Annotated in this window: 13 protein-coding genes; 7 read left to right on the plus strand and 6 right to left on the minus strand. The window is 70.9% G+C overall.

Annotated features, from left to right (window positions below):
- Nucleotides 1–83 precede the first annotated feature (83 nt).
- Complete coding sequence (locus tag H9Y04_RS34710; RefSeq protein WP_187818130.1) at nucleotides 84–3281, plus strand: tetratricopeptide repeat protein; 3198 nt, start codon at nucleotides 84–86, stop codon at nucleotides 3279–3281.
- A 66-nt stretch (nucleotides 3282–3347) separates the two neighbouring features.
- Here the strand turns inward: H9Y04_RS34710 and H9Y04_RS34715 are convergent, their stop codons facing one another.
- Both H9Y04_RS34715 and mca read right to left on the minus strand, forming a co-directional pair.
- Nucleotides 3348–3584 (minus strand): hypothetical protein, encoded by a 237-nt coding sequence (locus H9Y04_RS34715; protein WP_187818131.1) that lies wholly within the window; start codon nucleotides 3582–3584, stop codon nucleotides 3348–3350.
- Entirely contained in the window at nucleotides 3577–4458 is an 882-nt protein-coding gene (mca, locus tag H9Y04_RS34720) for a mycothiol conjugate amidase Mca (RefSeq protein WP_187818132.1), read from the minus strand. Before mca ends, H9Y04_RS34715 begins: the two co-directional genes overlap by 8 nt.
- A 104-nt stretch (nucleotides 4459–4562) precedes the next feature.
- Here mca and H9Y04_RS34725 point away from each other — a divergent pair, with 104 nt between their 5' ends.
- Together H9Y04_RS34725 and greA are read left to right on the plus strand one after the other, a co-directional pair.
- On the plus strand, nucleotides 4563–4967 hold the full coding sequence (locus H9Y04_RS34725; RefSeq protein ID WP_187818133.1) for a DUF4307 domain-containing protein: 405 nt from the start codon (nucleotides 4563–4565) through the stop codon (nucleotides 4965–4967).
- Nucleotides 4968–5117: 150 nt separating this feature from the next.
- Complete coding sequence (gene greA, locus H9Y04_RS34730; RefSeq protein WP_187818134.1) at nucleotides 5118–5615, plus strand: transcription elongation factor GreA; 498 nt, start codon at nucleotides 5118–5120, stop codon at nucleotides 5613–5615.
- A gap of 91 nt (nucleotides 5616–5706) precedes the next feature.
- Here greA and H9Y04_RS34735 read toward each other — a convergent pair whose 3' ends face one another.
- The 3 genes from H9Y04_RS34735 to ilvA all read right to left on the minus strand — a co-directional run bounded on the left by H9Y04_RS34735 (nucleotide 5707) and on the right by ilvA (nucleotide 9011).
- A complete protein-coding gene (locus tag H9Y04_RS34735) occupies nucleotides 5707–6534 on the minus strand; it encodes an ABC transporter permease (protein WP_438818192.1) in 828 nt (275 codons plus the stop codon).
- 35 nt (nucleotides 6535–6569) lie between these two features.
- Nucleotides 6570–7598 carry an ATP-binding cassette domain-containing protein gene (locus H9Y04_RS34740; protein ID WP_187818136.1) on the minus strand — a complete coding sequence of 343 codons (1029 nt, stop codon included), beginning with the start codon at nucleotides 7596–7598 and terminating at the stop codon, nucleotides 6570–6572.
- Between the two features lie 165 nt (nucleotides 7599–7763).
- Entirely contained in the window at nucleotides 7764–9011 is a 1248-nt protein-coding gene (ilvA, locus tag H9Y04_RS34745; protein ID WP_187818137.1) for a threonine ammonia-lyase, read from the minus strand.
- Between the two features lie 144 nt (nucleotides 9012–9155).
- On the opposite strand from ilvA, the gene H9Y04_RS34750 reads away from it, so the two are divergent.
- The 3 genes from H9Y04_RS34750 to H9Y04_RS34760 all read left to right on the plus strand — a co-directional run bounded on the left by H9Y04_RS34750 (nucleotide 9156) and on the right by H9Y04_RS34760 (nucleotide 10501).
- A complete protein-coding gene (locus H9Y04_RS34750; protein WP_187818138.1) occupies nucleotides 9156–9677 on the plus strand; it encodes a MarR family winged helix-turn-helix transcriptional regulator in 522 nt (173 codons plus the stop codon).
- Between the two features lie 91 nt (nucleotides 9678–9768).
- Complete coding sequence (locus H9Y04_RS34755; protein ID WP_187818139.1) at nucleotides 9769–10266, plus strand: sigma factor-like helix-turn-helix DNA-binding protein; 498 nt, start codon at nucleotides 9769–9771, stop codon at nucleotides 10264–10266.
- On the plus strand, nucleotides 10253–10501 hold the full coding sequence (locus H9Y04_RS34760; RefSeq protein ID WP_187818140.1) for a hypothetical protein: 249 nt from the start codon (nucleotides 10253–10255) through the stop codon (nucleotides 10499–10501). Before H9Y04_RS34755 ends, H9Y04_RS34760 begins: the two co-directional genes overlap by 14 nt.
- 56 nt (nucleotides 10502–10557) lie before the next feature.
- Here the strand turns inward: H9Y04_RS34760 and H9Y04_RS34765 are convergent, their stop codons facing one another.
- A complete protein-coding gene (locus H9Y04_RS34765; RefSeq protein ID WP_187818141.1) occupies nucleotides 10558–11727 on the minus strand; it encodes a cystathionine gamma-synthase in 1170 nt (389 codons plus the stop codon).
- Nucleotides 11728–11790: 63 nt separating this feature from the next.
- Here H9Y04_RS34765 and H9Y04_RS34770 point away from each other — a divergent pair, with 63 nt between their 5' ends.
- A complete protein-coding gene (locus H9Y04_RS34770; protein WP_236071829.1) occupies nucleotides 11791–12891 on the plus strand; it encodes a BtrH N-terminal domain-containing protein in 1101 nt (366 codons plus the stop codon).
- Nucleotides 12892–13114: the final 223 nt, after the last annotated feature.

Consider the following 13114-nt stretch of genomic DNA (forward strand, 5'->3'; position numbering starts at 1 on the left):
TTGGGTACGGCGATCAGCACAGGCTCCGCGAGACGCGTCCGGCGAGCGGGCGCTCCGCGGATTGTTTGCGAGGGGGACGCGATATGCGGGACGCCCACCGGGCCGAGGCCGAGCGGCTGCTTGCGCGCGCGGTCGAGGAGGAAGTACGCCGCTCCGGCGGGCGGACCGACGGGAATGTGCTGCTCAACCGGGCGCGCGCCGCGCTCGACGCGATGGCGGCGAGTGCCGCCGAGGAGTACACGGCGTACGCGCAGGCCCTGGACGAGGCGGAGGCCGGGGCGCAGTCCTTCGGCGACCGGTTCGGGAAGGAAGGCGCGACACCGCTGTTCGTGACGGTGGTCGCGGCTGTCGCCGCCGTCGTCGCGGACCTCGCCCTGGGCACGGGGGCGAGCACCGCGCTCGGCGCGGGTGCGGTCGTCGCCGTGGTCGGCGCGGCCGCGACCGTCGGCAAGATCACGGCGGCGCACTGGCCGGCCGCGCATCAGGCCGCCGGGGCGCGCAACCAGCCCGGCGGGCCGGAGCAATTGCGGCTGCAGTGGCTGACCGCTCTGGAGGTACGGGGCATCCGCCCGTACATCGACCAGCAGCGCGTGGTCGCCGGGCGCGGCAACGGGCCCAAGAAGAAGTCCGCCACTCCCCTGCTGCCGCGGGACAAGAGCCAGGCGGCCCGGCGGCGCAGCGTTCTGGAGTCCTCGTTCGCCCAACTGCCCGAGCCCGACGGCCCGTTCGCGGGACGGCGGCATGAGCTGGGGCGGATCGCGCAGTGGGTGCACGCGGCGCGGGCCTCGACGGAGACGAAGCCGACCGTGGTGGTGCTGCATGGGGCGCCGGGGTCCGGGCGGTCCACGCTCGCCGTGCATGCGGCGCACGATCTGCGGGACCAGTTCCGCGGGGCGTGCGTGGTCGATCTGCGCGGGGACAGCACCACGGAGCCGCCGCGCACGACCCGCGACGCGCTCCTGCATCTCCTCAACCGGCTCGGCGCGCCGCGCGAGCAGCTGCTCTTCCGTGAACGCTCCTCCCCCGACCAGCAGTTGAGACGGCTCAGCGAGCTGTACCACCAGCATCTGACGGGGCTGCCGGTCACCGTCGTCCTGGACGACGCGAGCGATGCGGAGCAGGTGCGCACGCTGATCCCCGAGCGCTCCGACTCGCTCGTCCTGGTCACGGCGCGCAAGCCGCTCGCCCTGCCCGCCGACACGCCGGCCTGGGTGCACCAGCTGCCGGTGGAGGCGCTCGACGCGGGCGGTTCGGAGGAGCTGCTCAAGGCGGCGGCCGAGGACGCGAGCGGACCGTACGACGCCCAAGCGTCCGATGACATCCGGGAGTTGTGCGGGGGCCTGCCCCTGGCGCTGCGGATCGCGGGGTCCGCGCTCGGGCCGCGTACGCCACTGCAGCTGGCCGGGGATCTGGCGGCGTACGGTCCGGTCGATGCCGTCGAGCGGGTCCTGTGGCTGCGTTACAGCGACCAGAGCGAGGCGGGCCGGCGCCTGCTTCGCCGGCTCGCGCTCGCCGGGCGGGCCTCGCTCGGCGCGGCGGCCGCGGCGTCACTGCTCGCGACCGACGAGTCCGAGGCCACCCGCCATCTGACGGCGCTCGCGCGGGCCGGACTGATCGACCACGTCCGCGGCAGCCGCTACCGGCTGCACGATCTCGTACGGGCCTTCGCCCAGGCGCGCCTGATGGACGAGGAGGAGCCGGCCGAGCGCACGGCCGCGCAGGAGCGCCTGATCGCGAACTATGCCGAGCTCGCCGACTCCGTGATCCGCCTGGTCGACGGCAAGACCTCCACACGGGCCGGGCAGTTCGGGCCGCACGGATTCACCTCGCTCGACGCGGCGCTGCGCTGGCTGGACGAGGAGTCCTCGTTCATCACGGCGGCGCTGCGGCACGCGGAGGGCGTCGACCAGCAGGCCGTACTGAACCTGCTCGGCGCGCTGTGCGACTACTGCCTGCTGCGCGGCGACCTCTACCGCCTGGGCGAGATCAGCGAGTTGACGGCCGCCGTCGACCAGGGCCTGCTCGGGCGCTCGGTGCAGTGGCGCACGGGCATCGCGGCCCGCCAGCTCGGCGAACTGGACAAGGCCCGCACGACCCTCGCGTCCGTCGTGGACCTCTACTTCGAGGCGCACCACGAGGCGGGCGCGGCACGCGCGCTGTGCTCGCTCGGGATCACGCTGCACCACCAGGGCCAGCTCGCGGAGGCGGCGGCGAAGCTGCGCGAGGCGCTCGATCTGCAGGCCTCGCCGTCGCTCGACGCCGACCGCGCGTGGACCCTGCACGCGCTCGCGGCCGTCGAACGCGACCGCGCCCAGATCGCCGAGGCGCTCCGGCTGCTCGACCAGGCCCTCGTGCTCCACCAGGCCGGCGAGTCCGTGCACGGGCAGGCCTGGGCACACTTCCAGCTCGGCCAGGTGTATCTGCGAATGGGTGAAGTCCCGCGCGCGGAAGGCGAGTTGAGGACGGCGCTCGACCTGTACGGGCAGACCAGGGACGCGCGCGGCGAGGCCTGGGCGCTCACGCAGCTCGCGCGGGCCCGCCTGGTCGAAGGGGACATCTCACCGGCGGTGGACGGCCTGCGCCAGGCGCTCTCGCGCCACCGCGAGAACGAGGACGCGCGCGGCCAGGCGTGGACGCTGTACTACCTCGGGCAGTCCCTGGAGGAACGCGGCGACCTCGACCAGTCCGTACGGGAGCTGGAACGGGCCCGCACGATGTTCTCGCGCATGCGGGACGTCTACGGCCTGGCCTGCGCCCGCCACCACTCCGGCCGTGTGACCCGCGACCAGAGCGCGTCGCGCACGGGCTCGCTGCGCAACTCCGGCTTCGCACGCCAGCTGCTCGCCGACGCCCGCGCGGACTTCCACCGGATCGGGGTGGCCCACGGGGAGGCCTGGACCTGCCTGGAACTCGCGGTCGTCGACGCGGGCAACAGCCGCTCGGCGCAGGCGCTGGAACTCTGCGACACGGCCGCCGCGCTCTTCGCCTCGTACGGGGACCGCCGCGGCGAGGACTGGGCCCGCTTCCTGCGCTGCACCCTGCTGCCGTACGCATCCCCCGGCGGCTCGGAGGTCGGCGCCGCGGTCGCCCACGAGGAACTGCTCCAGCTGTCCTCGGCCGACCACCCGACCCGCGACGGCAAGCTGGGCGAGTACCTGTCGACGTACGCCTTGATGCTGGAACGCGACATCGACCTGGAGGCGGGCTGGCAGGCGTGGCGCCTGGGCATGGTCCCGGGGCGGCATGCGCGGGAGGTCATGGGCGTGGGCGTGCCGGCCTGAGGTGAGAAAGGGACCGCTTGTCCCGCGCAATCCGTACGAGAATGCGCGGTGCAAACGGTCCCTCGGTCACGCCTTGGGGGCTTCGCCCTTCGCGGCCGGCGACGACGGCGCCGCATCCGGATCCGGAGCTTCCTCGAAGGAGACCCGGCCCATGTGCCGGTTCATCGACTTCATCAGGAACCAGACCCCCACCGCGAGGGCCGCGAAGACGAGGAAGCCCAGGACACCCGGGGTGACCTTGTCCTCGTCCAGCTCCTTCGCGAGCAGGACCGCTTGTGCCAGATTCGCGCTCATGTCAGGCATTGTCCCGTACGCCGGCGAAGAGGTCGGACTCGGGGAGGGAAACGTCGACGAGCGACTTGGCCAGCTCGTACTCCTCCGTCGGCCAGACCTCCTTCTGGATCTCCATCGGCACGCGGAACCAGCCGCCGTCCGGGTCGATCTGCGTGGCGTGCGCGATCAGCGCCTTGTCGCGGATCTCGAAGAAGTCCGCGCACGGCACATGCGTGGTCAGCGTCCGCTCGGCGCGCTCGAACTCCTTCCAGCGCTCCAGCCACTCCCCGTACGGCGACTCCATGCCGCGCGCGAGCAGCGCCTCGTGCAGCGCGATGGTGCGCGGCTTGTTGAAGCCCTGGTTGTAGTAGACCTTCAGCGGCTGGAAGACCGGCCCGTACTCGGACTCCGGGTACTTCTCCGCGTCCGCCGCACCCTCGAACGCCACCATCGTGATCTTGTGCGTCATGATGTGGTCGGGGTGCGGGTAGCCGCCGTTCTCGTCGTACGTGGTGATCACCTGCGGACGGAACGCACGGATCTTGCGGACCAGCTCACCGGCCGCCTTGTCCACGTCCTCCAGGGCGAAGCAGCCCTCGGGCAGCGGCGGCAGCGGGTCGCCCTCGGGCAGACCCGAGTCGACGAAGCCGAGCCACTCCTGCTTGACGCCGAGGATCTCGCGCGCCTCGTCCATCTCCTTGCGGCGCACCTCGTGGATGTTCTCCTCGATGTACTTGTCGCCCTGGAGCTTCGGGTTCAGGATCGAGCCGCGCTCGCCGCCCGTGCAGGTCACGACAAGGACGTCCACCCCCTCGGACACGTACTTGGCCATGGTGGCCGCGCCCTTGCTCGACTCGTCGTCGGGGTGGGCGTGGACGGCCATCAGTCGCAGCTGCTCAGTCAAGACAGGTCCTCGGTCATGGGTCTCCTACAGGCCTTCTATAGTGACGGAAACCGGCGCGGGATAATTCCCGGACCCCGTCCCTGCGCCCTCCGGAGAGGACGATCATGAGCTCGGCACCGCAGACGCTCCCCGAGGCCCGTTACGGGGCGTCGTCGGACGAGCGCGCCGACCGCAAGCTCAAGATCATCGGAGCGGTGCTCGGTGTGCTGCTGCTCGGGATCGTCGGCTGGTTCGGCTACGACTACATCTCCGGCAAGAAGGCCTTCAGCGGCGAGCTGATCGCGTCCAAGGTGGTCTCCGCGAGCGAGGTCGAGGTCAAGCTCGACATCCGCAAGGACGCCGGCACCTCCGGGGTCTGCACCGTACGGGCGCTCGCCGAGAGCGGCGCCGAGGTGGGCCGCAAGGATGTGGCTTTCGATCAGCGGACCGATCAGATCACGAAGGTTTTCACGCTGCGGACGACAGAAAAGGCCACCGCGGCCGAGCTCGTTTCCTGCACACAGCGTTGACCGGCCGCTGACCAGCGCCGACGCAGATCTCCGCGTTACGTCCTCCCCCTTTTCCGCCTGAATTGTTAGGCTCGTGGTTTCGCCCGCCCAGAAGGGAACATTCTTCGGGGAGGGCGAGCTTTGTATTCCCAGTACCTACGAGGAGCACCTGTGACCCAGACCAGCGACAACGTCACCTGGCTGACCCAGGAGGCGTACGACAAGCTCAAGGAAGAGCTGGAGTACCTGTCGGGTCCCGCGCGCGCGCTGATCGTTGCGAAGATCGAGGAAGCTCGCCAGGAAGGCGACCTCAAGGAGAACGCCGGGTACCACGCGGCGCGCGAGGACCAGGGCAAGCAGGAGCTGCGGGTCCGCCAGCTCACGCAGCTCCTTGAGCGCGCGAAGGTCGGCGAGCCGCCGGCCGACAACGGTGTGGTCGGCCCCGGCATGGTCGTGACGATCGCCTTCGACGGCGACGAGGACGACACCATGACGTTCCTGCTCGCCTCGCGCGAGTACGTCTCGGACGACATCGACACGTACTCGCCGCAGTCCCCGCTCGGCTCCGGCGTGAACGGCAAGAAGGTCGGCGAGGACGCCGAGTACGAACTGCCGAACGGCAAGATGGCCTCGGTCAAGATCCTTGAGGTCAAGCCCCACCAGGGCTGAGCACCTCGGACACCCCACGGAGAAGCCCCCGGTCGGCAGTGACCGGGGGCTTCGTCGTGTGCGGGCGCGGATCACTCCGCGGCGGTACGGATCAGGCGGAAGCGTTGCGGTACTTGCGGACCGCGAGGGTGCGGAAGACCACGATGATCAGGACCGACCAGATGAGGGAGGCCCAGATCGGGTGCTCCATCGGCCAGGCGCCGGTGACCGACTTCGGCTGCCCGGCGATGGTGTTGCCGAAGAGCTCCCGCGCCGCCGCCACCGTGGCGCTGAACGGATTCCATTCGGCGACGTGCTGCAGGAACGACGGCATGCCGTTGACCGGCACGAACGCGTTCGAGATGAACGTCAGCGGGAACAGCCAGATCAGACCGCCGGAGGTCGCCGCCTCGGGCGTGCGGACCGAGAGGCCGATCAGGGCGCCGATCCACGAGAACGCGTAGCCGAGCAGGAGCAGCAGCAGGAAGCCGCAGAGCACCTTGCCGATGTTCTCGTGGGTACGCCAGCCGACGAGCAGCGCGACGATCGCGAGGACGAGCAGTGTGATCGCGGTCTGTACCGAGTCGGCCAGGGTGCGGCCGGTCAGCACGGCGCCGCGCGCCATGGGCAGCGAACGGAACCGGTCGATCAGGCCCTTGTGCATGTCGTCGGCGATACCCGCGCCCGCACCCGCCGTGGCGAAGGTGACGGTCTGCGCGAAGATGCCCGCCATCAGGAATTCCTTGTAGGCGGCGGCGCTGACACCGGCACCCGGAATGGCGATCGAGCCGCCGAAGACATACGTGAACAGCACCACGAACATGACCGGCTGGATGATCCCGAACAGGATCATCTCGGGGATGCGGGCCATGCGGATCAGGTTGCGCTTGGCGACGACCAGGGAGTCCCGGATGGACCCGCCGATGCCGCCACCGGCGATGGGCGCCCCACCCTTGACCGTGTCGGTTACGGCACTCACTGGCCGGCCTCCTTCTTGGCCTTCTTCGCGGCCTTCGCCGCCTTCGGGTCCTCGCCCTCGGCGCCGTTCTCCTCGGCCTCCTCGGCCTTGTGGCCGGTCAGCGAGATGAACACGTCGTCGAGGGTCGGGCGGCGCAGACCGATGTCGTCGATCTCGATGCCGCGCGCGTCGAGTTCGCGGATGACCTCCGCGAGGAGCTTCGCGCCGCCGGTGACCGGGACGGTGAGCTTGCGGGTGTGCTCGTCGACGGTGTGGCCGGTCTCGGTCTTCGCGAAGCCGCGCAGGATCTCCTGGGCGGTGGTGATGTGCATACGGTCGTGCACGACGACCTCGACGCGCTCGCCGCCGGTCTGGGCCTTGAGCTGGTCGGAGGTGCCGCGGGCGATCACGCGGCCGTGGTCGACCACGCAGATGTCGTGGGCGAGGTGGTCGGCCTCTTCCAGGTACTGCGTGGTGAGCAGCAGCGTCGTACCGCCGTCGACCAGCTGCTTGATGACCTCCCACAGGGCCTGGCGGTTGGTCGGGTCGAGACCGGTGGTGGGCTCGTCCATGAACATCACCGGCGGCGAGACGACCAGGGCCGCGGCGAGGTCGAGGCGGCGGCGCATACCGCCGGAGTAGGTCTTGGAGGGACGGTCGGCGGCGTCCGCGAGGTTGAACTGCTCGAGCAGCTCGGCCGCCCGGCGCTTCGCGTCCTGCTTGCTCATCTGGTAGAGCTGGCCGACCATCTGCAGGTTCTCACGGCCCGTCAAGTACTCGTCCACAGCGGCGAACTGGCCGGAGAGGCCGATGGAACGCCGTACTTCGTTGGGGTTCTTGACGACGTCGATGCCCGCCACGACGGCCTTGCCGCTGTCGGGGGTGAGCAGCGTCGTCAGACAGCGGACCGTGGTGGTCTTTCCCGCACCGTTCGGACCGAGCAGGCCGAGGACGGTGCCTTCGGGGACATCGAGATCGACGCCGTCCAGTGCCTTTACGTCGCCGAAGTGTTTGACCAGGCCTTCGGCGTAGATGGCGCCTGGCATGTGGGTTCTCCCAGTGGTTTGGGTGATCTTTAGGCAAATCTTAGATTTGCCCGACTTATCGCGCTCGCGGACAGGCGAGCCCTGATGTGCGGGCGGTCACACCATAACGCGATACATCGCGTCCCGTCAGGCCCTTGGCTGATCAACCGGCCATCCCTCGGGATGTCAGGCCATCACCGTGTAACCGGCCTCCCGCAGAGCCGTCGCGACCTCCGTGCAGTGCTGCGGCCCCTTGGTCTCCAGGTGCAGCTCGACCTCCACCTCCGTGAGCCCGAGCCGGGGGTCGGTCCGTACATGGCTCACGTCGACCACATTGGCATCCAGCACTGACAACGCCGCGAGGAGCGAGGCCAGCGCGCCGGGCCGGTCCGCCAGGCGCAGCCGCAGCGAGAGGTAGCGGCCGGCCGCCGCCATGCCGTGGCGCAGGATCCGCTGCAGCAGCAGCGGGTCGACATTGCCGCCCGACAGGACCGCGACCACCGGGCCCGTGAACTGCTCCGGTGTGCTCAGCAACGCCGCGACCGAAGCCGCGCCCGCCGGTTCGACGACCAGCTTCGCGCGTTCCAGACACAGCAGGAGCGCGCTCGAGAGCGCGTCCTCGGAGACCGTACGGACCTCGTCCACCAGATCGCCAACGATTTTGAAGGGGACGTCGCCGGGCCGGCCGACCTTGATGCCGTCCGCCATCGTCGACGGGTTCTCCAGGGCCACGGGGTGGCCGAGCGCCAGCGAGGGCGGATACGCGGCCGCGCCCGCCGCCTGGACGCCGATCACGCGGACATCGGGCCGCAGCGTCTTGACCGCCACCGCGATCCCCGCCGCGAGCCCGCCGCCGCCGACCCCGACGAGGATCGTGCGCACCTCGGGGCACTGTTCGAGGATCTCCAGACCGACCGTGCCCTGCCCGGCGATGATGTCGGCGTGGTCGAAGGGGTGGATGAACACGGCCCCCGTTGCGCGTGCGTAATCCTGCGCCGCGGCCAGGGTCTCGTCCACCACCTGTCCGTGCAGACGTACTTCGGCTCCGTACTCCCGCGTCGCCGCGACCTTCGGCAGCGGGGCGCCCTGCGGCATGAAGACGGTCGAGCGCACGCCGAGCAGCGAGGAGGCGAGGGCGACGCCCTGGGCGTGATTGCCCGCGCTCGCGGCCACCACACCGGCCGCGCGCTCCTCGGCGATCAGGCCGGCGATCCGCACGTAGGCGCCGCGCAGCTTGAAAGAACCTGTGCGCTGCAGGTTCTCGCACTTGAAGTGGACCGGGGAGCCGACCAGTTCGGTCAGATGGCGGCTGCCTTCCATGGCGGTGACCCGCGAGACGCCGATGAGCATCTTCTGCGCGCCCCGCACGTCGTCGAGCGTCACCGGGTGCCGCGGGTGGGAGGGGTGCAAGGAGTCAGCCGTGCGGTAGTTCATGACATCGAGTCTGGCAGTCGGGGGCACTCGTGGCCTGGGCGGGGAACGCAGGGCCACTGGTTTACGCAGCGCAGGTACGGCAAGCGCTTGGGCCGCGTACCCTGTCCCCCAATCCACCGACCAAGCGTGAAGTGAGCCCCGGCCATGCCCACAACTCCGGACATGACGACCGACCATCCCTCGGGCGAGAAGAGCGTCCTTCTCGATCATCTGCAGCACGAGGTGGCGGTTTTCGCCCGCCGTGCCGAGCAGACCCGGCTCGGCGGGGTCGGGCAGCTGCGCAACTCCATGGACCGTGCCGCATATCTGCTGCTCAACCGCCTGGACAACGAAGGCCCGATGGGCGTCAAGGCGCTCGCCGCGTCCATGGGCATCGACTCCTCGACCGTGACCCGGCAGGTCGCACCGCTCGTGGAGTCCGGCATGGTCAAGCGCACCTCGCACCCCGAGGACGGGCGTGCGGTGGTGCTCGCGCTCTCGCCGCGCGGCCAGTCCCGCCTCGAAGAGGTACGGGCTTCGCGGCGCGAGCTGATGGCCCAGCTGACCGAGGACTGGGCGCCGAAGGAGCGCGAGGACTTCTGCACGCTGCTCACGCGTTTCAACGACGCGCTGTCCGCCCGCATGGGGCAGAGCCCCGCCGCGGAGGACATCCCGCCCGCATCGTGACCGTCGGGTCCCTGCCTGCCTCTTGACCGGGAGCCCTGCGCTGGCCTGATATGAGACCAGGACCTCCTGAGCCGAGGTTCCAGGAGGCGCGGTGAGTGAGCGGCAGACGGTCCAACTCGTCCGCCGGGCCCGGGACTTCGAGTCCTTCGTCGCGGGCGCGGGCGGGCGGCTCCTGCATGCCGCCACGCTCCTGACCGCGGAGCCCGCCGACGCCAACCCGCGCGCGCAGCGCCTGCTGACCGCCGCGCTGTCCCGTACGTATGCGGCCTGGGACCGGCTGCACGGCGAGGACCCCTACACGTATGCGCGCCAGCAACTCGCCTACCGCTTCCTGCTGTTGAGCTGGCGGCTGCGCGAAGGGCGGGGTGGGGTCCTGGGGATGCTCTCGCCGCAGGAGCGTCTGATCCTGGTCCTTCGGGTGCACGAGGGTGTCGCCGAGGAGCAGACCGCGGCGCTGCTCGGACTGCCGGCGGAGCGGGTGCGGACGCTGTGCTTCCGTGCCATGTCGCTCGTGCTCGACGGGGAGCCGGGGCCGCTGCGGCTGACCGGCGCCGAGACCGTACGGGGGGTCGCACGTGTCCGACCGTAGGGAGAACGAGGTCCGCAGGCTGCTCGGCACCGCGGGCGCACCGACGGTGCCGGCCGAGCTGTACGAGGACGTGGTGCGCCGCGGGTCGCGGCTGCTGCGGCGGCGTGTGAGGGTGCGGCGGCTGATGTGGTGGGCGGCGGTGCTCGGGTTCCTGGCGTTCGTGGTGTGGGTGTCGGTGACGGATCCGTTCGTGCCGCCGCCGGCCGAGGTCACGCCGCCGCTCGAGAGGTGGTGAGCGGCCTCGGACGAGGCCGCCCACCTGGACGGCAGCCGGGACGGCTGCGGGTCCGGCTATTCCCCCAGCGCCTGGCGCAGATCCGCGAGGAGATCGTCCGCATTCTCGATGCCCACCGACAGACGCACGAGGTCGGACGGCACCTCCAGGGGCGAGCCCGCCGCCGACGCGTGGGTCATCCGGCCCGGGTGCTCGATCAACGACTCGACGCCGCCGAGGGATTCACCGAGCGTGAAGAGCTTCGCGCGGTTGCAGACGTCCACGGCCGCCTGCTCGCCGCCCTCGACGCGGAAGGAGATCATGCCGCCGAAGGCACGCATCTGCTTGGCCGCGACCTCGTGTCCGGGGTGCTCGGGCAGGCCCGGGTAGAGGACCTGGGTGACGCGCGGGTGCCGGGTCAGCATCTCGGCGATCCTCGTCGCGTTCTCGCTGTGCCGGTCCATGCGCACGGCGAGGGTCTTGATGCCGCGCAGCACCAGCCAGGCGTCGAACGGGCCCGCCACCGCGCCCATCGCGTTCTGGTGGTACGCCAATTCCTCGCCAAGGGCCGCGTCGTTGGTGATCAGCGCACCGCCGACCACGTCCGAGTGGCCGCCCATGTACTTGGTGGTCGAGTGCACGACGATGTCGGCGCCGAGGGCGAGCGGCTGCTGCAGATACGGGCTCGCGAAGGTGTTGTCGACGACGAGCTTCGCGCCCGCCGTACGCGCGAGGTCCGCGAGCGCGGCGATGTCCGTGATGCCGAGCAGCGGGTTCGAGGGCGTCTCGACCCAGATCACCTTCGTACGGCCGGTCATCGCCGCACGGACCGCCGCCGGATCACTCGTGTCCGCGACCGAGAACTCGACGCCCCAGCGCGAGACGACCTTGGCGAAGAGCCGGAAGGTGCCGCCGTACGCGTCGTTGGGGATCACCACATGGTCGCCGGGGGCGAGCAGGGTGCGCAGGAGGCAGTCCTCGGCGGCCAGGCCCGAGGCGAAGGCGAGCCCGCGGGTGCCGCCTTCGAGCGCGGCGAGGTTCTCCTCGAGCGCGGTACGGGTCGGGTTGGCGCTGCGGCTGTACTCGTAGCCGCCGCGCAGCCCGCCGACGCCGTCCTGCTTGTACGTGGAGACCTGGTAGATCGGGGGGACGACCGCGCCCGTCAGGGGGTCGGCGGTGTTGCCCGCGTGGATGGCCAGGGTCTCGAAACTCCGGGCCCCGTTCGGGGCGTTGTGCTCGTCGCTCATGGGGCCGAGGGTAGTCCGGTGGGGCCCGGTTGCGGGGCCGGTGCGGCATGCGAGGCTCGGGGGATGGCGATGACGGTGAGCGGGGTCGACACCCGGGGCGGGCAGCACTGCGAGACGACGGCGCTCGGCGTGCTCCTTCGCCACGAGGGACTCGACCTGTCCGAAGCGATGCTGTTCGGGCTCGGCTCGGGGCTCTCCTTCGTCTACTGGGACGCCAAGTACCTGGACTTCCCGTTCCTCGGCGGGCGGGTCAAGCCCTTCGAACTCACACGGAACCTCGCGGCGACGCTCGGCCTCGACCTCGACGTCCGCGAGACGACCTCCGCGCGCAAGGCCTGGGCGAACGTGACGGAGGCGGTCGACGCGGGCCGCCCCGTCGGACTCCAGCTCGACAGCTACCACCTGGAGTACTTCACCTCGCGCGTGCACTTCGGCGGCCATGTCGTCGCGCTCTACGGATACGACGACTCGACGGCCCATCTGGTGGACACGGCCCAGCAGGGCGGAGCCGTGACGACCTCCCTCACCTCGCTCGCCGCGGCGCGGGCGGCTAAGGGGCCGATGACGGCACGGTCGCGGTCGTTCACGCTGCGGGTGCCTGCGGGTGTGGTGGATGCGTCCGTACGGGATGGTCGCGCGTCGTCTGTACGGGGTGATCTCGCACCAGCCGTACGGGACCGTCTCGCGCCGGCCATCACCGCGTGCGCGCGGGCCTTCCTCGACCCCCCGATCGCGAACCTCGGCCACCGGGGCATCGCGAAGGCCGCGAAGCTCGTCCCCGGCTGGCACGCCCGCTCGGCCGACCCCGCCCGCGACTTCGCGCAGACGGCCCTCCTGATGGAACGCGCGGGCACGGGCGGCGCCCTCTTCCGCAACCTCTACCGCGATTTCCTGGCGGAGGCTGCCGACCTCCTCGACAGCCCGGACGTACGGGCGGCACATGCGCTGTACGCGGAGGCGGCGGGGCTGTGGACGCAGGTGGCGGGGCTGATAGAGCGGGGCGCGCTGAGGGAGGCGGGGGCGGCGCTTGACGAGGTGGCTCGGGTGGAACGGGAGGCGATGGGCCGGCTGGTCGGCCTCGCCGACATCTCCAGCCCCGGTGGCATCTCCAGCCCTGGTGGCATCTCCAGCCCTGGTGGCATCTCCAGCCCCTGCGGCGATTGAGCAGGCGGGGTCTGGGGGCGCAGCCCCCAGAGGGGGTCTGGGGGCAGAGCCCCCAGTGGGGGCAAGGGGCGAAGCCCCAACAGGGGGGTGCAGGGGGCGAAGCCCCCGCTGGCCCACCCACCCCGGGGCTCCGCAACTGGGGGTCCGGGGGCACAGCCCCCGGTTTCGGGAAGGGGCGGGCAGGGGAAACCAGCCCGCCGCAGGCGCCACCCACCCGCACCCG

This window comes from Streptomyces polyasparticus (genome assembly GCF_014493765.1).
GTDB lineage: Bacteria > Actinomycetota > Actinomycetes > Streptomycetales > Streptomycetaceae > Streptomyces > Streptomyces polyasparticus.

Coding starts and splice junctions, on each gene's coding strand:
- H9Y04_RS34710 (WP_187818130.1), top strand. CDS start 84: ATGCGGGACGCCCACCGGGCCGAGGCCGAGCGGCTGCTTGCGCGCGCG.
- H9Y04_RS34715 (WP_187818131.1), bottom strand. CDS start 3,584: ATGCCTGACATGAGCGCGAATCTGGCACAAGCGGTCCTGCTCGCGAAG.
- H9Y04_RS34725 (WP_187818133.1), top strand. CDS start 4,563: ATGAGCTCGGCACCGCAGACGCTCCCCGAGGCCCGTTACGGGGCGTCG.
- H9Y04_RS34740 (WP_187818136.1), bottom strand. CDS start 7,598: ATGCCAGGCGCCATCTACGCCGAAGGCCTGGTCAAACACTTCGGCGAC.
- ilvA (WP_187818137.1), bottom strand. CDS start 9,011: ATGAACTACCGCACGGCTGACTCCTTGCACCCCTCCCACCCGCGGCAC.
- H9Y04_RS34750 (WP_187818138.1), top strand. CDS start 9,156: ATGCCCACAACTCCGGACATGACGACCGACCATCCCTCGGGCGAGAAG.
- H9Y04_RS34765 (WP_187818141.1), bottom strand. CDS start 11,727: ATGAGCGACGAGCACAACGCCCCGAACGGGGCCCGGAGTTTCGAGACC.
- H9Y04_RS34770 (WP_236071829.1), top strand. CDS start 11,791: ATGGCGATGACGGTGAGCGGGGTCGACACCCGGGGCGGGCAGCACTGC.